Source organism: Stenotrophomonas sp. YJH_SMC_69 (genome assembly GCF_059370495.1).
Map to the genome: position 1 here is coordinate 101626 of NZ_JCAFTS010000006.1, position 18597 is coordinate 120222.

The window sequence follows — 18597 nt, forward strand, 5'->3', positions numbered from 1 at the left end:
CAGGCGCCCGGAGCCGAGCATGGGCTCGGCTCTACAGCCGCATGGGTGCCAACTCACCGTTGGCACCCACCAGAACCTTCCTCAGAAGATATCGAACGCGGCGGCGTCGGCCTGCGGCGTATTGAGGTTCAGGTCGTAGTCGGTCAGGCGGTCCATGTCTTCCACCTTCACCCACTCGGTCGCGCCGTTGAGGGTGGCCTGGACCATGCCGCTGGGCGGGTCGTTCTGCGCGATCGGGGTGTCCTTCAGCGCGGTGCGCATGTAGTCGATCCAGATCGGCAGGGCGGCCTTGCCACCGTATTCGCGGTAACCCAGCGAACGGAAGTCGTCGCGGCCCACCCACACGGTGGTCACGTACGGGCCACCGAAGCCGGAGAACCAGGCGTCGCGGTGGTCGTTGGTGGAGCCGGTCTTGCCGCCCACGTCCTCGCGGCCGAGCACCTTGGCCTGGACGCCGGTACCGCGCTGGACCACGTCGCGCATCATCGATACCAGCTGGTAGGCGGTGCGGGCGTCGATCGCGCGCGGGGCAGTGCGGGCATCCGGGTTGGCCGGTGCCGCCGGGGTTTCGACCTTGGCTTCGGCCTTGGCGGCGGCCGGGTCCACCTTCGGGGCCGGAGCGCCGAAGTTGAAGCCGTCCACCACCTGGTTGACCGGCTGGTCACTGCTGCCGGCGCAGTCGCGGCAGGCCAGCGCCGGGTTTTCCTTGAACACCAGGTTGCCGTCGCGGTCATTGACCTGGTCGATCAGCCAGGTGTCCACGCGCGAGCCGCCGTTGGCGAACACGGCGTAGCCGCGCGCCACCGACAGCGGGGTCAGCGAGGCGGTGCCCAGCGACATCGACAGGTTCGGCGGCAGCTCCGATTCGGCAAAGCCAAACTCGCTGATGTACTTGCGTGCGTAGTCCACGCCCATGCCATCGAGCAGGCGCACCGACACCAGGTTGCGTGACTGCACCAGCGCTTCGCGCAGACGCATCGGGCCGCGGAAGCCGCCGCCGTCGTTCTGCGGGGCCCAGGTCTTGCCGCGGCGATCGCGGAACACGACCGGGGCGTCGAGCACGATCGAGGCCGGGTTGTAGCCCTTGTCGAAGGCAGCTGCGTAGACGAACGGCTTGAAGCTCGAACCCGGCTGGCGGCGGGCCTGGGTGGCGCGGTTGAACTTGTTGCCGGAGAAGCTGAAGCCACCCACCAGCGCCTTCAGCGCGCCGCTGTGGGCATCCAGCGAGACCAGCGCGGACTGGCCGCGGGGGATCTGGTCCAGCAGCCACTCGCCCTCCTTGGCCCCGGCGCGCACGCGCACGATGTCGCCGCGCTGCACCAGCTTGCCCGGGGTCTTGTTGGTCCACTTGGCGGCGCCGGCCGGCAGCACGATCTCGCTGCGGTTGGCCAGCACCACGGTGGCGCTGCCGTCGGCGCCGGTGCTGGCGACGATCGCCGGCAGCAGGCCGGCCTGGCCGTACATGCCGCGTAGGTGCTCGGCCAGGGCGGCGGCGTCTTCGCCGGCACCCACCTGCACCTGTTTCTCCACGCCGTGCCAGCCGTGGCGGTGGTCGTACAGCAGCAGGCCGTCGCGCACCGACTGGTTCGCGGCGGTCTGCAGGGTGGAGTCGATGGTGGTGGTGACGTGATAGCCCTTGTTGACCACGTCGCCGCCGAAGCGGGCGATCATCTCCTGGCGTACCAGCTCGGCCACGTACGGAGCATCGACCTGCACCGGCGGCTCATGCGCGGTGGCGTGCATCGGCACGGCCTTGGCCGCGTCGGCCTCGGCCTGGCTGACGAATTTCAGGTCGGCCATGCGCTGCAGCACGTAGTTGTCGCGGCGCTGGCGGGCACGCTCCGGGTTGGAGATCGGGTTGCCCGACGAGGGGAACTTGGGGATGCCGGCCAGCGAGGCCATCTCATCCAGGTCCAGCTCGTTCAGTTTCTTGCCGTAATAGAACTCGGCGGCAGCGGCCACGCCGTAGGCGCGGTTGCCGAAGAAACTCTTGTTCAGGTACAGCTCGAAGATCTCGTCCTTGCTCAGCTCGGACTCGATCTTGCGCGCCAGCAGGATCTCGGCCAGCTTGCGGGTGTAGCTGTACTCGGAGCTGAGGAAGAACTGGCGGGCCACCTGCTGGGTGATGGTGGAGCCACCCGGCACGCGCTTGTCGCTGGTGGTGGCCAGCAGCCAGACCGCCCGGCCGATGCCCATGTAGTCCACGCCGCCGTGCTCGTAGAAGCGGGCGTCCTCGGTCGCCAGGAAGGCCTGCTTCAGCTTCTCCGGCACGTCCTTCATGGTGATCGGGGTCCGCCGGGTCTCGCCGAACACCGCCATCAGCTTGCCATCGGCAGCATAGACGTACATCGGCTCCTGCATTTCCACGTCGCGCAGGGTCTGCACGTCGGGAAGCTTGGAGGAAACGGCGTAGTACAGACCGCCCACGGCGGCCGCGCCGATCAGCGCCAGGACCAGGACAATCAAGAAGATCCAGCGCAGCCAGCGGCGGAGTCGAGTCATCGGGTTCAGATTCCGATTGCGAATTTCGTGGTCGCAGAGTATAGATTACGCAAGGTGCCGGCTGGGGTCGGCACCGGGGAGCGCAAGGGGAACAGTCAGGGGCTGCATGGTGAATCCGTGAAGGAATTCACAGCAGGGCCGTTGCCATTTGCTAAGAATACGTTATTAATGCTTGGGCGCAGGTCTTGCGTCCAAGTGCCCGTCGGCAGGGGAGAAACCGTGGGGCTCATCCCAAAAAGTCAGTCGCCGCTCGTAGGCGTCGACATCAGTTCGACTGCGGTAAAGCTTTTGCAGCTGTCCCGCAGCGGCAATCGTTTCCGCGTGGAACATTACGCTGTGGAACCTCTGCCGCCCAATGCGGTGGTGGAGAAAAACATCGTTGAAGTGGAGGCCGTGGGTGAGGCCATCCGTCGGGCGATGAACCGTTCAGGCAGCAAGGCCAAATTGGCCGCTGCCGCCGTCGCGGGGTCGGCAGTGATCACCAAGGTGATCCCGATGCCGGCCGATCTCGACGAAAACGACATGGAAGCCCAGATCGAGCTGGAAGCGGTCAACTACATTCCGTATCCGATCGAGGAAGTGAACCTGGACTTCGAGGTGATCGGGTCGATCCCGAACAACCCGGAGATGGTCCAGGTGCTGCTGGCCGCGTCGCGTTCGGAGAATGTCGAGCTGCGCCAGTCCGCGCTGGAACTCGGTGGCCTGCAGGCCAAGGTGATGGACGTGGAGGCCTTCGCGGTCGAGAACGCCTACGCCCTGGTCGCCAGCGAGCTGCCGGTATCCATCGACGGCGTGGTCGCGCTGGTCGATATCGGCGCCACCATGACCACCCTCAATGTCCTGCGCGGCGGCCGCAGCCTCTACAGCCGCGAGCAGGTGTTCGGTGGCAAGCAGCTGACCGATGAGATCATGCGCCGCTACGGGCTGAGCTACGAGGAAGCCGGGCTGGCCAAGCGCCAGGGCGGCCTGCCGGAAAGCTACGAGATGGAAGTGCTGGAGCCGTTCAAGGAAGCCACGGTCCAGCAGATCAGCCGCCTGCTGCAGTTCTTCTACGCAGGCAGCGAATTCAACCGCGTCGATCACATCGTGCTGGCCGGCGGCTGCGCCGTGCTCGGTGGCCTGCCGGAGATGGTCGAGGAACAGCTGGGCGTGCCGACCGTGGTCGCCAACCCGCTGGCGCAGATGACCCTGGGGCCGAAGGTGAACGCGCATGCGTTGGCCCAGGATGCCCCCGCGCTGATGATCGCGACCGGTCTGGCGCTGAGGAGCTTTGACTGATGGCACGCATCAATCTATTGCCCTGGCGCGCCGAGCGGCGCAAGCAACGCCAGCGCGAGTTCTACGCAATGCTGGGCATGGCCGCCGTCGGTGGCCTGCTGCTGTCGCTGATGATCTGGTTCTACTACGACCGTCAGGTGAGCGGCCAGATGGACCGCAATGCTTATCTGGAAGCCGAGATCGAGAAGGTCAAGGAACAGAACAAGGAGATCGACCGCCTCGACGCGCAGAAGGAACGCCTGCTGGCGCGCAAGAAGGTGATCGAGGAGCTGCAGGCCAAGCGCTCGCAGATGGTCCACCTGTTCGACGCGCTGGTGCGCACCATCCCCGACGGCGTGGTGCTGACCGCGCTGAAGCAGGAAGGGGATGTACTGACGCTGGAAGGCCGCACCCAGTCCAACGCCCGCGTTTCGGCCTACATGCGCAACCTGGAGACCTCCGGCTGGATGACCAACCCGGAGCTGTCGATCATCGAAGCGCGTGACCCGGAGAAGGACAAGGACGGCAAGGCCGGCCCGCTGGCCGACATCAAGGCGCTGCCCTACGTGTTCGTGGTCAAGGTGAAACTGCCGGCACAGAGCGAAGAGGTGTCGGCGACGCCGGGCCTGAACGCCGATGGCTCGGTGGCGACGGCTGCGCCGGCACCGGTGGCACCGTTGGCCGCAGGTCCGGATGCCGCGACGCCTGCGGCCCCGGCAGCGGGCCAGCCGGCAGCAGCTCCCGCCGCACCGGCCACTGCACCGGCCACGCCGGCCAAGCCGAACCAACCGGCCGCTCCGGCCGCCGCGCCGGCCCCGGCACCTGCCCCGAAGCCTGAGGGCAGCCGCCTGGCGCAGCCGCCGCAGACCTTCAATGCGCTGCTGCAGGGGGACCGCGCATGAGCCAGAAGATCGACATCAAGAACCTGGATTTCAACGACATCGGCAACTGGCCGCAGAAGGCCAAGATCGTCTTCTGCTCGTTGCTGGCGCTGGTCATCATGTTCGTGGCGTGGATGCTGCTGATCAGCGGCAAGTGCGAAGAACTGGCCGGCCTGGAATCGAAGGAAGTCGAGCTGCGCACCGAGTTCACCAAGCAGCAGGAACGCGCGGTGAACCTGGGGCCGCTGAAGCAGCAGCTGGCGCAGATGGAGCAGGTGCTGCAGCAGATGCTGCGGCAGCTGCCGAGCAAGACCGAAATGCCCGACCTGATCATCGACATCTCGCAGACCGCGCTGTCCAGCGGCCTGACCAACGAGCTGTTCGAGCCGGAGCAGGAGCAGATCAAGGAGTTCTACGCCGAGAAGCCGATCAAGCTGCGCATGGTGGGCAGTTACCACCAGTTCGGCGCGTTCGTCAGTGGCGTGGCCTCGCTGCCGCGGGTGGTGATCCTGACCATGCATGACATCAACCTCAAGCCCAAGGAAAAGACCGGCGGCAACGTCCGCAGCGGTGCACTGGAACTGTCCGGTACGGTCAAGACCTACCGCTACCTGGACGAGACCGAGGTGCAGGCGCAGCAGGCGTCCGACGCTGGCAAGGAGGGCAAGAAGTGATGCGCGCGCAGACCGTACGTGGTGCGATGGTGCTGGCTGTGCTGCTGCTGGCTGGTTGCGGCCGTGGCGTGACCAGCACGCCCGGCGACGCACCGAACCTTGAGAAGTGGGTGGAAGGCGAGCGCGCGCGACCGGCGCAACCGCTGGAGCCGCTGCCGGTGATGCAGCAGTTCGAGACCTTTGAATACTCCGCGCAGGGCATGCGCGATCCGTTCACCGATGCCTGGACCAATCCGCAGCAGGGGAACGGCGGATTGCGACCGGACCCGAACCGGCGCAAGGAGCCGCTGGAAGGCTTCCCGCTGGATGCGCTGGACATGGTCGGCACCATCGGTACCGGCGCAGGTACCGTGGCGCTGGTGATGGGGCCGGACAAGGTCACCTACCGGGTTCGCCCGGGCGGTTACCTGGGGCAGAGCGACGGGCGGGTCACGGCGGTCTTCGAAGACCGCGTGGAGCTGATCGAACTGGTGCCGGATGGCGCGGGTGGCTGGCTGGAACGGCTGGCAACGCTCTCGCTTGAAGATCAATGATCGTTTACTGGGGATAGCACGATGACCTTTCACCAAGCCAAGGGGCTGCGTCCCATCCGGCGCTCTACCTTGAACCGTGTCAGCGCGCTGGGAGTCGCGCTGATGCTGGCCTGCGCTCCGGCGCTGGCTGCCGCACCGGCGGAAAAGCCGGTGGGCGCCACCGTGGCACCGGCCGCCGCGCCGGCGGGCCTGTCGGTGGCCAAGATCGATTTCAAGCGTGGCGATGACGGCGCCGGGCGCCTGATCGTGCAGTTCGACGGGCAGGGCGCGATCCCTGACCTGCGCACGCAGGGCAACAGCGTGGTGGTCGACGTCGGCAATGCCCGGCTGCCGGCCAACCTGCAGAAGCCGATGAACGTCACCGACTTCGCCACGCCGGTACAGCGCATCGACGCCAAGCCGTCGGGCGCCGGCACCCAGCTGGTGCTGAGCACCGGTGGCGCGGTGGAGTCGCTGGCCTACCAGAGCGGCAACGAATACGTGGTCGAGATCAGCCCGCGCCAGGCCCAGGCCGCCGTGGGTGCGGTCACCGCCGGCAGCGTCACCCAGGCGGCCAAGGCCGTCGGCCAGCGCGGCTTCACCGGCAAGCCGGTGACCTTCAACTTCCAGGACGTGCCGGTGCGCACCGTGCTGCAGTTGATCGCCGAGGAGTCCAACCTGAACGTGGTGGCGTCCGACTCGGTGCAGGGCAACGTGACCCTGCGCCTGGTCAATGTGCCGTGGGACCAGGCGCTGGACATCGTCCTGCGCGCCAAGGGCCTGGACAAGCGTCGCGACGGCAGCGTGATCTGGGTGGCGCCGCAGGCCGAACTGGCCAAGTTCGAGCAGGAAAAGGAAGACGCGCGCATCGCCATCGAGAACCGCGAAGACCTGCAGACCGACTACATCCAGATCAACTACCACAGCGCCACGCAGATCTTCAAAGCGCTGACCGAGGCCAAGGGCATCGGCGGCGGCGGTGGTGGTGGCAGTGGTGGTGGTTCGGGCAACTCCTCGCAGGAAGACAGTGGCTTCCTGTCCTCGCGTGGTCGCATCGTGGCCGACGAGCGTACCAACACGCTGATGATCAGCGACATCCCGAAGAAGATCGCGCGCATGCGCGAGCTGATCAACGTGATCGACCGCCCGGTCGACCAGGTGCTGATCGAAAGCCGCATCGTCATCGCCACCGACACCTTCGCCCGCGAGCTGGGCGCGAAGTTCGGTGTCAGCGGCAGCCGCGACAATGTCTATTTCAGCGGCAATCTCGAGGCCAACCGCTTGACCCGGGAATCGCAGGTCAAGTCCGCGCAGGACAACGCCAAGGCCGAGCGTGACTGGATCGCCGGTGGCCGGGTGGGCCCGGCTCCTGTCCCGGTGGGCTCGACCATCACCCGTGGCCTGAACTGGAACCTGCCGGTGGCTGCCGCCAGCAACCCGGGTTCGCTGGCACTGTCCATCCTCAATGCCGGTTACCTGCTGGACGTGGAGCTGTCGGCCATGCAGCAGGAGTCGCGAGGCGAGGTGATCTCCAACCCGCGCGTGGTCACCACCAACCAGCGCGAAGCGATGATCAAGCAGGGCAAGGAAATCGGCTACGTCACCATCAGCGGTGGTGGCGCTGGCGGCGTCGCGACCCCGAACGTCCAGTTCAAGGAAGTGGTGCTGGAGCTGAAGGTCACCCCGACCATCACCAACGACAACCGCGTGTTCCTCAACATGCAGGTGAAGAAGGACGAAGTCGACCAGCTGATCCAGCTGGAGGGCTACGGCACCGTGCCGTCGATCAACCGTCGCGAAGTCAACACCGCGGTGCTGGTCGAGGATGGGCAGACCGTGGTGATCGGTGGCGTCTACGAGTTCACCGATCGCAACAGCATCAGCAAGGTGCCGTTCCTGGGCGACGTGCCGTTCCTGGGCAACCTGTTCAAGAAGCGCGGCCGCAACAAGGACAAGGCCGAGCTGCTCGTGTTCGTCACCCCGAAGGTGCTGCGCGTGGCCAAGCAGAACTGAGCCGTCGCACCGGAGTCTTCGAAGAAGGGCCGCCCCGTGCGGCCCTTCTTCGTTTGGGCTGGCGGCATGCACGAAACAGATCCATGCCCAGCGTGGACGGCTGTTCAGCGGTTCTTGATGCCAATCGCAGGGCACCCTGCGATGATGTCGGGAACCCGTGCCGTCCTGCGCCGGTCAAAGGCCCCCATGAACCTGCCACCGCCGATGCCCGAAACCGTCTCGCCGCCGCCCGCGCCGGCCACCTCCCGCCTGCATGCGGCGTTCACCCAGCTGCGCGACGCGCTGTCGGCCGAGATCGTCGGCCAGGCGGCACTGGTCGAACGCCTGCTGATTGCATTGTTGGCCGACGGCCATCTGCTGGTGGAGGGCGCGCCGGGCCTGGCCAAGACCACGGCGATCCGTGCACTGGCCTCGCGCCTGGAAGCAGACTTTGCCCGCGTGCAGTTCACCCCCGACCTGCTGCCGGCCGACCTCACCGGCACCGAGATCTGGCGCCCGCAGGAGGGCCGCTTCGAGTTCGTGCCCGGCCCGATCTTCCACCCGATCCTGCTGGCCGACGAGATCAACCGGGCACCGGCCAAGGTGCAGTCGGCGCTGCTGGAGGCCATGGGCGAGCGCCAGGTCACGGTTGGCCGCCATACCTATGCGCTGCCGCCGCTGTTCCTGGTGATGGCCACGCAGAACCCGATCGAGCAGGAGGGCACCTTCCCGCTGCCGGAAGCGCAGCTGGACCGTTTCCTGATGCATGTGCGCATCGGTTACCCGGACCAGGCCGCCGAATCGGAAATCCTGCGGCTGGCCCGTGAGCGTGCCCGTGGTGCATTGGGCGAGGCTGCGCCGGCGCCGGACAAGATGCCGATGCAGGACGTGTTCGACGCCCGCCGCGAAGTGCTGGACCTGCACATGGCACCGGCACTGGAGCGCTACCTGATCGAACTGGTGCTGGCCTCGCGCGATCCCGCGCGCTACGACGCCGGCCTCGGCCGCCGCATCGCCTGGGGGGCAAGCCCGCGCGGTTCCATCGCACTGGAGCGCTGTGCCCGTGCGCGGGCGTGGCTGGCCGGCCGTGACTTCGTCACGCCCGACGACGTGCGTGCAGTCGCCGCCGACGTGCTGCGCCATCGCGTGCTGCCCAGCTATGAAGCCACCGCCGAGGGCTGGGACGGCGAGCGCCTGGTGCAGGAGCTGCTGGCCCGGGTGCCGGCACCCTGAGCCTGCGCATGACCGATCCATCCCTGGAACAGGCACCGTCCGCGCTCGAAGGTGACGGGCTGCGCCCGCAGCTGGCCGAACTGGTCGCGCTACGGCGGCTGGCACAGCGTCCGCCGCCGCCGCGCCGTGGCCGCACCGGCAACGCGGGCCAGGCACCGTCCCAACTGCGCGGCCGCGGCATGGAATACGCCGAGTCGCGCGAATATGTAGCTGGCGACGACGCGCGCCACATCGATTGGCGCGTGACTGCGCGCACCGGCCGCGCCCATACCAAATTGTTCCAGGCCGAGCGCGAGCGGGTCAGCCTGATCGTGGCCGATACGTCGCCGGCGCTGTACTTCGGCACGCGCGTGCGCTTCAAATCGGTACAGGCCGCCCGTGCCGGTGCGGTTGCCGCGTGGTCGGCGCAGCGCCGCGGCGACCGCGTGGGTGCGCTGCGCGGCAGTGACCGCGAAGCGCCGATTGCCCCTGCGGGCGGGCCACGCGGCGTGCTGCGCGTGCTCGACGCGCTGACCCGCTGGTATGCACAGCCGCCGGTCGACGATCTGGGCCTGGCGCGTGCACTGGATCATGCCGGTCGCGTGCTGCGCCCGGGGGCACGCATGCTGGTGCTGGCCGATCCGCAGCAGGCCATCCGCATTCCGCCCGCGCGCTGGAGCGCGCTGGCCCAGCATCACGATCTCAGCCTGGTGCTGCTGGTTGATCCGCTGGAACTGCATCCCCCCTCGGCGGCGCTGCAGTTCCAGACCGCACAGCAGCGCATCGGCCTCGACCTGCGCCGCAGTGAAGTGCAGGCGCATTGGCAGGCACACTTCGTCGAACCGCTGCAGGAACTGCGGCGCCAGCTCGGCGCACGCCGTGTCGATGTGCAGGTGCTGTCCACGGATGCGCCCAGCGACGCGTGGCTGGCGCCATCACCGACCGAGGTGCCGGCGTGAGCGCCGCGCTGCCGCTGCGCGATGTGCAGTTGCCACCGGCACCTTCATGGTGGCCGCCTGCCCCCGGTTACCTGATGGTCGGCGCGGCGGTTGTGCTGGTGCTGTTGGTGATCGCCGTGCTGATGTGGCGGCGTCGCCGTCGCCGCCAGCGTTGGTTGCAGCTGTTCGATAGCGAACTGGCAGCCACCACCGACGCTGCGGCCGAACTGGCGGCCATTGCCGGATTGCTGCGCCGTGCCGCACGCCGTGCAAAGCCGGGCAGTGAATCGCTGCGCGATGATGCCTGGTGGCAGCGTGTAGACCCGCAGGGCACGTTGCCCGATGCGCGTCGCAGCCTGCTGGCCGAAGGCGCGTATCGCCCACGCGTCGACAGCAGCGACGTGGCGGCCGTGCGCAGTTGGGCCCGCGAGCGCTATCTGGCGATGCTGCTGGAGCGCCGCCGATGAACCTCTGGACGACCTATTGGCCATGGCCGGACCTGCAGCTGGCATGGCCACTGGCATTGCTCGCGCTGCCGTTGCCGTTGCTGATGCGCTGGTGGAAGCGCCGTGCAGAACCGGGCGCCGCGCTGCGTGTGCCCTACGCCGCCGCCGAGCTCGAAGCGCTGTCCGGTGGGGGCCACGTCGACGTGTCGTGGCTGCGCACGCTGCTGCTATGGCTGGGCTGGTGCGCGCTGTGCATCGCGCTGGCACGGCCGCAGCAGCTGGGCGAAGCCATCACGCCGCCGCAGCAGGGCCGGCAGATGATGCTGGCGATGGACGTGTCCGGCAGCATGGGGGAGGGTGACATGGTGCTGGGAGCCCAGGCGGTTGATCGCCTCACCGCGGCCAAGGCCGTGCTGGCCGACTTCCTGGATCGTCGTGCCGGCGACCGCGTCGGCCTGCTGATTTTCGGTGATCGCGCCTACACGCTTACGCCGCTTACCGCAGACCTGGCCAGCGTGCGCGATCAGCTGCGCGACAGCGTGGTCGGCCTGGCCGGGCGCGAGACCGCCATCGGTGATGCCATCGGCCTGGCGGTGAAGCGCCTGCGCAGCCAGCCGGAGGGACAGCGCGTGCTGATCCTGTTGACCGATGGTGTCAGCAACGCCGGTGTGCTGGAGCCGCTGCGCGCCGCGGAAGTCGCGCGCGCCGAAGGCGTGCGCATCCACACGGTTGCATTCGGCGGCGATGGCAGCATGCGCCTGTTTGGTATCCCGATTTCCACCGACCAGGATCCGGTCGATGAGGCCACCCTGAAGAAGATCGCCAGCATGACCGGTGGCCAGTTCTTCCGCGCGCGTGACACCGCGCAGCTGGCCGGGATCTACGCGGAGCTCGATCGCCTGGAGCCGGTCGCCGCGAAGGGGCCGAGCCTGCGTCCGCGCGAAGAACGCTATGCCTGGCCGTTGGGGCTGGCGTTGCTGCTGGGCGTGCTGGCCTGGCTGTGGCCGGAGCGTCGCCGATGATCGCGTTTGCTTCGAATCTCCCCGATTGGAGCGCATTGCACTTCCTGCGACCGGAGTGGTTGTGGGCGCTGCTGGCGTTGCCCCTGATCCTCGCGCTCGCGGTGTACCGGCAGCGACGCAGTGATGCGTGGCGGCAGGCGGTGGACGCACACCTGTTGCCACATCTGCTGGCCGCGGGCGCGAAGCGGCGAGTGCGCCTGCCATGGGCGCTGCTGCTGGGCTGGACACTGGCATCGCTGGCCATGGCCGGGCCGAGCTGGCGCCAGCAGGCACAACCGATGTTCCAGGCCAGCGCACCGCTGCTGGTGGTGCTGGACCTGTCCAGCCGGATCACGGCAACCGATCTTCCGCCGTCGCGCCTGCTGCAGGCGCGGGCGAAAGTGGGCGAGCTGCTGCGCGCGCGCCAGGGCGGGCAGGTGGGGCTGGTGGTGTATGCCGATGATGCCTACACCGTGGCGCCGCTGACCGACGACGGCAGCAATGTTGCGTTGTATCTGGATGCGCTGTCGCCGGACGTGATGCCGCGTGATGGCCAGCGTGCCGACCGCGGCATCGACTGGGCGACACGCTTGATGCGGCAGATCGGCGCGTTGCAGGGGCAGATCCTGCTGGTCAGCGATCAGGCGGACAGCGAAGCTGCACTGGCGGCGGCGCAGGCACGCAGCCTGGGCCTGCAGGTGTCGGTGCTGGGCCTGGGCACGCCTGCCGGTGCGGCGTACCGCGATAGCAATGGGCAGATCCGCCAGGCCGCGCTGGATGAGGGCAGCCTGCGTGCAGTCGCCACTGCCGGTGGCGGCCGCTATGCGCGCATCTCTGCCGATGACAGCGATCTGCGTGCGCTCGGTGTACTCGACGCGCGCGACGGCACGGCGGCGCAGCGGCCGGGCGAAGGCAAGCAGTGGCGTGACGAAGGCTTCTGGTTGCTGCCGCCGGTGATGCTGCTGGCATTGCTGGCCTTCCGCCGTCGCGCGGTGCTGGCCGCGGTGCTCGCGGTGGGTCTGCTGCCATGGATGAATGACGCGCAGGCGCAGGCCCCTGCGACGCCTGTCTCGCAGCCGGCGCAGGGCACGCTGTGGAAGCGCAGCGACCAGCTGCAGCATCAACGCCTGGCCGAGGGGGTTCAGGCCTACCGCAAGGGCGACTTCGCCACTGCACGCAGACAGTTCGAAGGCATCGACAGCGATGCCGGTTGGTACAACCTGGCCAACACGCTTGCACGCGAAGGCAACTACGACGAAGCGATCGCCGCCTACGACCGCGCACTGGCGCTGCATCCGGGCATGGCCGATGCAGTGGCCAACCGCGCCGTGGTCGATGCCGCACGCAAGCGCAGGCCATCCGGGGGCGGCCAAGGCCAGGATCAACAGAAGCCACCGCAGAACGGGCAGCAGAAACAACCGCAGGGCCCGCAGGGCCAACAGAACCCACAGGGACAGCCGAAGCAGGGCCAGCAGCAACCCGGCCAGGGCCAGCCGCCGTCGGGCCAGCAGGGCCAGCCCAAGGCGGGTGACAACAACGCGCAGTCGGAGCCTCAGCCTGGCGAACGTGGCCGCGATGGCCAGCAGGCACCACCGCAGGTGGAAGATGCCAAGGCGCAGGCGCAGGCCGATGAACAGCAGCGCCAGCGCATGCAGCAGGCGATGCAGCAGGCACGCGAGGGTGAGGCCGGCAAGGGGGGCAAGCCAGTGCCGGGTGGTGAGGGCCGCACGCCGCGCCAGCGCGAGGAGCAACAGGCGGTGGAGGCATGGATGCGGCGTGTGCCGGATGATCCGGGCGCATTGCTGCGGGCCAAGTTCCAGCTGGAAAACGAACGCAGGAAGAGGGAAGGGCGATGACGCGGTCGATCAACATGCACGGGCACTGGCCTCGACAGGTACTGGCGGCGCTGCTGTTGTGGCTGCCGCTGCTGGCCTGGGCGCAGCCGCGCGCGTGGCTGGACCGCGACCGCATCGCGATGGGCGACACGGTCACGCTCAATGTCGAGAGCGACCAGGGCGCCCCTGACTTCACGCCATTGCGCACCGACTTCGACCTGAGCGGGCAGACCAGCAGCCGCCAGGTGGAATGGAGCAATGGCAGCATGCAGCAGCGCAACCTGTATGGCGTGGCGCTGACACCACGACGTAGTGGTGCGCTGGTGGTACCGGGCCTGCAGGTGGGCAGTGTGCGCACCGCACCGCTGACGCTGCAGGTCGATGCGGCCGCCGTGGCGGGGCCCGACAGCAATGCGATGGCCTTCATCGAAACCGTTGTCGATGACGATACGCCGTATGTGCAGCAGAGCGTGGGCGTGGTGGTGCGGCTGTACTTCGCCTCGCAGCTGGCCTCCGGCGAGCTGGTGCTGGATACCCCGGCGGGCGCGTCGTTGCAGCGTGTGGGCGACGACCGCACCGATGTACGCCAGGTCAACGGGCGCCGCTACAACGTGGTCGAACGGCGTTTCCTGCTGATCCCCGAGCGCAGCGGCGCGTTGCGCCTGGCCGGTGCCCGTTTCAGTGGGCGCAGTGCGGGTGGCTTCTTCGACGACTTCTTCGGCGGTGGCGATGGCCGCATGAATGCCACCGGCGCAGACCGCACGCTGCAGGTGCAGGCACAGCCGGCGCAGGCCCCGCAGCCGTGGCTGCCACTGCAGAGCCTGCAGCTGCGCTACACCAGTGCGCCGACCAGTGCCCGCACCGGTGAGGCCGCCAACGTGGTGGTCGAAGCGGTTGCCGAAGGCGCGACGCGCGCGCAGTTCACCGACCTGCCGGTGCCGGATGTCGGCACCAATGCGCAGGTGTTCGCCGAACCGACACAGTACGAAGAGACCTTCAACGGCAGCACGCCGCGCCTGAAGATCACCCGCCGCTATTCGATCGTGCCGCGCCAGCCGGGTTCGCTGGTGGTGCCGGGGCCGCGCCTGCCCTGGTGGGATGTGCGTAACGGCAAGGCGCAGGAGGCGAAGCTGCCGGACCTGACGCTGGCCGTCGCGGCCGGCACCGGCACCGGCACTGCCTCACCGGCGCCATTGCCGCCGATCGACACCGATGCCGCGCTGCCGGGCGCCGATGGCCAGGACAGCCGCATCGCCGCGACCGATCCGCGTGCCAGCGGCCTGTCCGAGCGTCCGTGGCCGTGGATGGCGGCGGCCATCGGCCTGGCGTTGCTGTGGCTGCTGACTCTCCTGTGGGGCTGGCAGCGAGGTCGTCGCCCGCGCGCAGTGGCGCCAGTAGCGGGCAAGGCCTCTGTGCCGACTGCGGCGAGCGGGCGTGCCGGCCTGGCAGAACTGCGCCGCGCGCTGGATGGCGAGGGCTTCGACCAGGTGGAAGCACAGCTGTGTGCGATGGCTGGTGTGGAACGCGTCGAGCAGGTCATCGCGCGGCTTGGGGATGCAGCCCAGCGTCAAGTGCTACAGGACCTGCAGCAGGCGCGGTGGGGCGGGCAGGGGGATCTGGCGCGGCTGCGCACGCGCCTGCGCGAGGTCTTCCGTGACGGACCGCACTGGTCGGCGCCTGCGGGCACCGCCGACACTGACCTGGCGCCGCTGTATCCGCCGCGGCGAACCTGAACCGGCGCCGCTTGCGCGCTTTGTTAGAGTGCATTCATTTTTCGAGGAAACCCGCGTATGACAGCAGCTGCTGCCGACAAGAAGAAGTTGCCCCTGCATTGGAAGATGGGCATCGGCTTTGCGATCGGCCTGGTCCTGGGACTGATCGTGCACGCCCTGGGCGGCAGCGTCGATGGTCTGCAGGCTGGTGCCAAGTGGGTAATGGACTACGTCACCACCCCGGCGTCGGGCCTGTTCCTCAACCTGATCTTCATGCTGATCGTGCCGCTGATCTTCTCGGCGCTGATCATGGGCGTGTCGGAGATGGGCGACATCCGCGCCCTCGGCCGCATCGGCTGGAAGACCCTGGCCTACACCGTGCTGCTGTCCGGCATCGCGGTGGGCATCGGCCTGGTGCTGGTCAACCTGCTCAAGCCGGGCGCGGGCGTCGATCCGCAGACTGCGGCACTGATGCTCTCGGAGAACGCCGAGCGCAGCAAGGAAATCGTCGCTGGCATCCACGGCACGCCGAAGGGCATGGACATGCTGCTGTCGATCGTGCCGAGCAACGTGCTGCAGGCCGCGTCGGACAACGGTGCGATCCTGTCGCTGATGTTCTTCGCGCTGATGTTCGGCATCGGCATGGTGCTGACCGACAATGAAAAGGTTGCCCCGCTGCGCCGCGCCATTGAAGGCGTGTTCGAAATCTCGATGACCCTGATCAACCTGGTCATCCGCCTGGCCCCTTATGCGGTGGCCTGCTTCATGTTCAACCTGGCCGCGCTGTTCGGCTTCGAGCTGATCATCCGCCTGGGTGCCTATGTGGGCGTGGTGGTGCTGGCGCTGGGTCTGCACATGATCGTGACCTACGGTACCGCGGTGTGGCTGTCCGGCCGCTCGCCGCTGTCGTTCTTCCGCGATACCCAGGAAGCAACGGTGATGGCGTTCTCCACCGCCTCCAGCAATGCCACCCTGCCGACCGCGCTGCGCGTGGCCGACCAGATGGGCTTGCCGCAGCGCGTGTCGCGCTTCGTGCTGACCGTGGGTGCCACCGCCAACCAGAACGGCACCGCGCTGTTCGAGGGTGTGACGGTGATCTTCCTGGCCCAGTTCTTCGGCGTGGACCTGAGCATCGGCCAGCAGATCATGGTGATGGCGGTCTGCATCCTCGGTGGCATCGGTACCGCCGGCGTGCCGTCGGGATCGCTGCCGGTGGTGGCGATGATCTGCGCGATGGTCGGTGTGAATCCGCTGGGCATCGGCCTGATCCTGGGCGTGAATCACTTCCTGGACATGTGCCGTACCGCGTTGAACGTGACCGGCGACCTGGCCCTGACCACGCTGGTGGCCAAGGGCGAGTCGCACGATGGCCCGGCGCTGGGTCCGCAGCAGGACTGAGTCCAACGCCACTGCTGGCGACCTGATCGGGGTCGGATTCCTTTCCTCAGGGGAAAGGGCTCCGGCCCCTTTTCACATGCGGAATCCGGCGGAGATCACGTCCTTGCGGGCCAGCGGCCGGCACGACCGGGCAAGGTGAACTGACCCCCCGCCCGGCGACTATGGGACAATAGGCCGCCCGCACGTCCGCGGCCGCCTCCCGATTCCGACAGAACCATGACGCAGCCTACCCGTCGCCAGTTGGCCAACGCCATCCGCTTCCTTGCCGCCGATGCGGTTGAAACCGCAAAGTCCGGCCACCCCGGCATGCCCATGGGCATGGCCGACATCGCCGAAGTCCTCTGGAACGACTACCTCCGCCATAACCCGAGCAACCCGCACTGGTTCAACCGCGACCGTTTCGTGCTGTCCAACGGCCACGGTTCGATGCTGCAGTACGCGCTGCTGCACCTGAGCGGCTACGACCTGCCGATCGAGCAGCTGAAGCTGTTCCGCCAGCTGGGCAGCCACACCGCCGGTCACCCGGAACGCCACGAGACCCCGGGCGTGGAGACCACCACCGGCCCGCTGGGCCAGGGTTTCGCCAACGCCGTGGGCTTCGCCCTGGCCGAGAAGCTGCTGGCACAGCGCTTCAACCGTCCGGAGCTGGAAGTGGTCGACCACCGCACCTGGGTGTTCATGGGCGATGGCTGCCTGATGGAAGGCGTGTCGCATGAAGCCGCTTCGCTGGCCGGCACCTGGGGCCTGCACAAGCTGGTCTGCTTCTGGGACAACAACCACATCTCCATCGACGGCAACGTCGAGGGCTGGTTCACCGACAACACCCCGGAGCGTTTCGAGGCCTATGGCTGGAACGTGGTCCGCGACGTCGATGGCCATGACCCGGACAGCATCAAGGCCGGCATCGAGGCCGCGCTGTCGCAGAGCGACAAGCCGACCCTGATCTGCTGCCGCACCACCATCGGGTTTGGTTCGCCGAACAAGGCGGGCAAGGAATCCAGCCACGGCGCACCGCTGGGCAAGGACGAGCTGGAAGCCACCCGCAAGCAGCTGGGCTGGGAATACGGCCCGTTCGAGATCCCGCAGGCGATCTACGACGGTTGGCGCGCCAATGGCGCCGGCACCCTGCGCCAGGCCGAGTGGGAACAGCTGTTCGACAAGTACGCCAGCCAGTACCCGGCTGAAGCAGCCGAACTGACCCGCCGCTCGCATGGCGAACTGCCGGCCGACTTCGTTGCCAAGGCCGATGCGTACATCGCCCAGGTGGCCGCGGAAGGCCCGACGATCGCCTCGCGCAAGGCCTCGCAGCTGGCCATCGAAGCCTATGCCCCGCTGCTGCCGGAAATCGTCGGCGGCTCGGCCGACCTGGCGCACTCCAACCTGACCCTCTGGAAGGGCAGCAAATCGGTTGCCAGCGACGACGCCAACGCCAACTACGTGTACTACGGCGTGCGCGAGTTCGGCATGACCGCCATTGCCAACGGCCTGGCCCTGCACGGTGGCTTCATTCCGTTCGACGCCACCTTCCTGGTGTTCAGCGATTACGCCCGCAATGGCGTGCGCATGAGCGCGCTGATCCCGGCGCACGCCATCCACGTCTACACCCACGACTCGATCGGCCTGGGCGAAGACGGCCCGACCCACCAGCCGGTGGAGCACCTGGCCTCGCTTCGCTACATCCCGAACAACGACGTGTGGCGTCCGTGCGATGCGGTCGAGTCGGCGGTGAGCTGGAAGGCCGCGATCACCCGCCAGGACGGCCCGAGCTGCCTGGTGTTCAGCCGCCAGAACCTGCCGCACCAGCCGCGCAGCGCCGAGCAGATCGCGCAGATCGAGCGCGGCGGTTACGTGCTGGCCGATGCCGCCGGTACCCCGGATGTGATCCTGATCGCCACCGGTTCGGAAGTCTCGCTGGCCACCGAAGCCAAGGCCCAGCTGGATGCGGCTGGTCTCAAGACCCGCGTGGTCTCGATGCCGTCCACCGACGTGTTCCTGCGCCAGGACGCGGCCTACCGTGAATCGGTGCTGCCGAACGCGGTGCGCAAGCGCGTGGCTGTGGAAGCCGGTGTCACCGGCTTCTGGCGCCAGTTCGTCGGCCTGGACGGTGCCGTGATCGGTATCGACACCTTCGGTGCCTCCGCCCCGGCCGACCAGCTGTACAAGCACTTCGGCATCACCACCGCGCACGTGGTGGAAGCCGCCAAGGCGCTGTAAGCAGCATCGCGACGTAATGAGGA

General features: G+C 67.9%; 14 protein-coding genes. 13 read left to right on the forward strand and 1 reads right to left on the reverse strand.

The genetic code is table 11. The annotated features are described in order from the left end of the window. Positions 1-81: 81 nt before the first annotated feature. Entirely contained in the window at positions 82-2502 is a 2421-nt protein-coding gene (locus AC5P8F_RS12340) for a penicillin-binding protein 1A (RefSeq protein WP_046432301.1), read from the reverse strand. A 219-nt stretch (positions 2503-2721) separates the two neighbouring features. Between AC5P8F_RS12340 and AC5P8F_RS12345 the strand changes: the two genes are divergently transcribed. The 13 genes from AC5P8F_RS12345 (at position 2722) to tkt (ending at position 18574) form a co-directional block, all read left to right on the forward strand. Beyond that, positions 2722-3780 carry a pilus assembly protein PilM gene (locus AC5P8F_RS12345; protein ID WP_014038321.1) on the forward strand — a complete coding sequence of 353 codons (1059 nt, stop codon included), beginning with the start codon at positions 2722-2724 and terminating at the stop codon, positions 3778-3780. Then, positions 3780-4661, forward strand: a complete 882-nt coding sequence (locus tag AC5P8F_RS12350) for a PilN domain-containing protein (RefSeq protein ID WP_329768532.1) — start codon at positions 3780-3782, stop codon at positions 4659-4661. Before AC5P8F_RS12345 ends, AC5P8F_RS12350 begins: the two co-directional genes overlap by 1 nt. Further along, positions 4658-5314, forward strand: a complete 657-nt coding sequence (locus tag AC5P8F_RS12355; protein ID WP_495228271.1) for a type IV pilus inner membrane component PilO — start codon at positions 4658-4660, stop codon at positions 5312-5314. Before AC5P8F_RS12350 ends, AC5P8F_RS12355 begins: the two co-directional genes overlap by 4 nt. Further along, positions 5314-5847 carry a pilus assembly protein PilP gene (locus AC5P8F_RS12360; protein ID WP_495228272.1) on the forward strand — a complete coding sequence of 178 codons (534 nt, stop codon included), beginning with the start codon at positions 5314-5316 and terminating at the stop codon, positions 5845-5847. The genes AC5P8F_RS12355 and AC5P8F_RS12360 overlap by 1 nt, the downstream gene beginning before the upstream one ends. A 21-nt stretch (positions 5848-5868) precedes the next feature. Further along, positions 5869-7839, forward strand: a complete 1971-nt coding sequence (locus tag AC5P8F_RS12365) for a type IV pilus secretin PilQ (protein ID WP_032962161.1) — start codon at positions 5869-5871, stop codon at positions 7837-7839. Positions 7840-8025: 186 nt separating this feature from the next. After that, positions 8026-9051, forward strand: a complete 1026-nt coding sequence (locus AC5P8F_RS12370) for an AAA family ATPase (protein ID WP_014648255.1) — start codon at positions 8026-8028, stop codon at positions 9049-9051. A gap of 8 nt (positions 9052-9059) precedes the next feature. Beyond that, complete coding sequence (locus tag AC5P8F_RS12375; RefSeq protein ID WP_046432294.1) at positions 9060-9989, forward strand: DUF58 domain-containing protein; 930 nt, start codon at positions 9060-9062, stop codon at positions 9987-9989. Beyond that, on the forward strand, positions 9986-10435 hold the full coding sequence (locus tag AC5P8F_RS12380) for a DUF4381 family protein (RefSeq protein WP_014648253.1): 450 nt from the start codon (positions 9986-9988) through the stop codon (positions 10433-10435). The genes AC5P8F_RS12375 and AC5P8F_RS12380 overlap by 4 nt, the downstream gene beginning before the upstream one ends. After that, positions 10432-11436: a vWA domain-containing protein gene (locus tag AC5P8F_RS12385; RefSeq protein WP_197621441.1), complete on the forward strand. Its 1005-nt coding sequence runs from the start codon at positions 10432-10434 to the stop codon at positions 11434-11436. The genes AC5P8F_RS12380 and AC5P8F_RS12385 overlap by 4 nt, the downstream gene beginning before the upstream one ends. After that, positions 11433-13271: a VWA domain-containing protein gene (locus AC5P8F_RS12390; protein ID WP_495220198.1), complete on the forward strand. Its 1839-nt coding sequence runs from the start codon at positions 11433-11435 to the stop codon at positions 13269-13271. Before AC5P8F_RS12385 ends, AC5P8F_RS12390 begins: the two co-directional genes overlap by 4 nt. Continuing rightward, positions 13268-14983 (forward strand): BatD family protein, encoded by a 1716-nt coding sequence (locus AC5P8F_RS12395; RefSeq protein ID WP_495228274.1) that lies wholly within the window; start codon positions 13268-13270, stop codon positions 14981-14983. Before AC5P8F_RS12390 ends, AC5P8F_RS12395 begins: the two co-directional genes overlap by 4 nt. Before the next feature lie 57 nt (positions 14984-15040). After that, positions 15041-16360, forward strand: a complete 1320-nt coding sequence (locus tag AC5P8F_RS12400) for a dicarboxylate/amino acid:cation symporter (protein WP_014648249.1) — start codon at positions 15041-15043, stop codon at positions 16358-16360. A 216-nt stretch (positions 16361-16576) separates the two neighbouring features. Next, positions 16577-18574 (forward strand): transketolase, encoded by a 1998-nt coding sequence (gene tkt / locus AC5P8F_RS12405; RefSeq protein ID WP_014648248.1) that lies wholly within the window; start codon positions 16577-16579, stop codon positions 18572-18574. The last annotated feature ends 23 nt before the right edge of the window (positions 18575-18597 follow it).

Excerpts from the sequence above, each read along its gene's own strand:
- tkt (WP_014648248.1), top strand. The coding sequence starts at position 16,577 with ATGACGCAGCCTACCCGTCGCCAGTTGGCCAACGCCATCCGCTTCCTT.
- AC5P8F_RS12370 (WP_014648255.1), top strand. The coding sequence starts at position 8,026 with ATGAACCTGCCACCGCCGATGCCCGAAACCGTCTCGCCGCCGCCCGCG.
- AC5P8F_RS12355 (WP_495228271.1), top strand. The coding sequence starts at position 4,658 with ATGAGCCAGAAGATCGACATCAAGAACCTGGATTTCAACGACATCGGC.
- AC5P8F_RS12400 (WP_014648249.1), top strand. The coding sequence starts at position 15,041 with ATGACAGCAGCTGCTGCCGACAAGAAGAAGTTGCCCCTGCATTGGAAG.
- AC5P8F_RS12385 (WP_197621441.1), top strand. The coding sequence starts at position 10,432 with ATGAACCTCTGGACGACCTATTGGCCATGGCCGGACCTGCAGCTGGCA.
- AC5P8F_RS12360 (WP_495228272.1), top strand. The coding sequence starts at position 5,314 with ATGCGCGCGCAGACCGTACGTGGTGCGATGGTGCTGGCTGTGCTGCTG.
- AC5P8F_RS12365 (WP_032962161.1), top strand. The coding sequence starts at position 5,869 with ATGACCTTTCACCAAGCCAAGGGGCTGCGTCCCATCCGGCGCTCTACC.
- AC5P8F_RS12350 (WP_329768532.1), top strand. The coding sequence starts at position 3,780 with ATGGCACGCATCAATCTATTGCCCTGGCGCGCCGAGCGGCGCAAGCAA.
- AC5P8F_RS12375 (WP_046432294.1), top strand. The coding sequence starts at position 9,060 with ATGACCGATCCATCCCTGGAACAGGCACCGTCCGCGCTCGAAGGTGAC.
- AC5P8F_RS12390 (WP_495220198.1), top strand. The coding sequence starts at position 11,433 with ATGATCGCGTTTGCTTCGAATCTCCCCGATTGGAGCGCATTGCACTTC.
- AC5P8F_RS12340 (WP_046432301.1), bottom strand. The coding sequence starts at position 2,502 with ATGACTCGACTCCGCCGCTGGCTGCGCTGGATCTTCTTGATTGTCCTG.
- AC5P8F_RS12395 (WP_495228274.1), top strand. The coding sequence starts at position 13,268 with ATGACGCGGTCGATCAACATGCACGGGCACTGGCCTCGACAGGTACTG.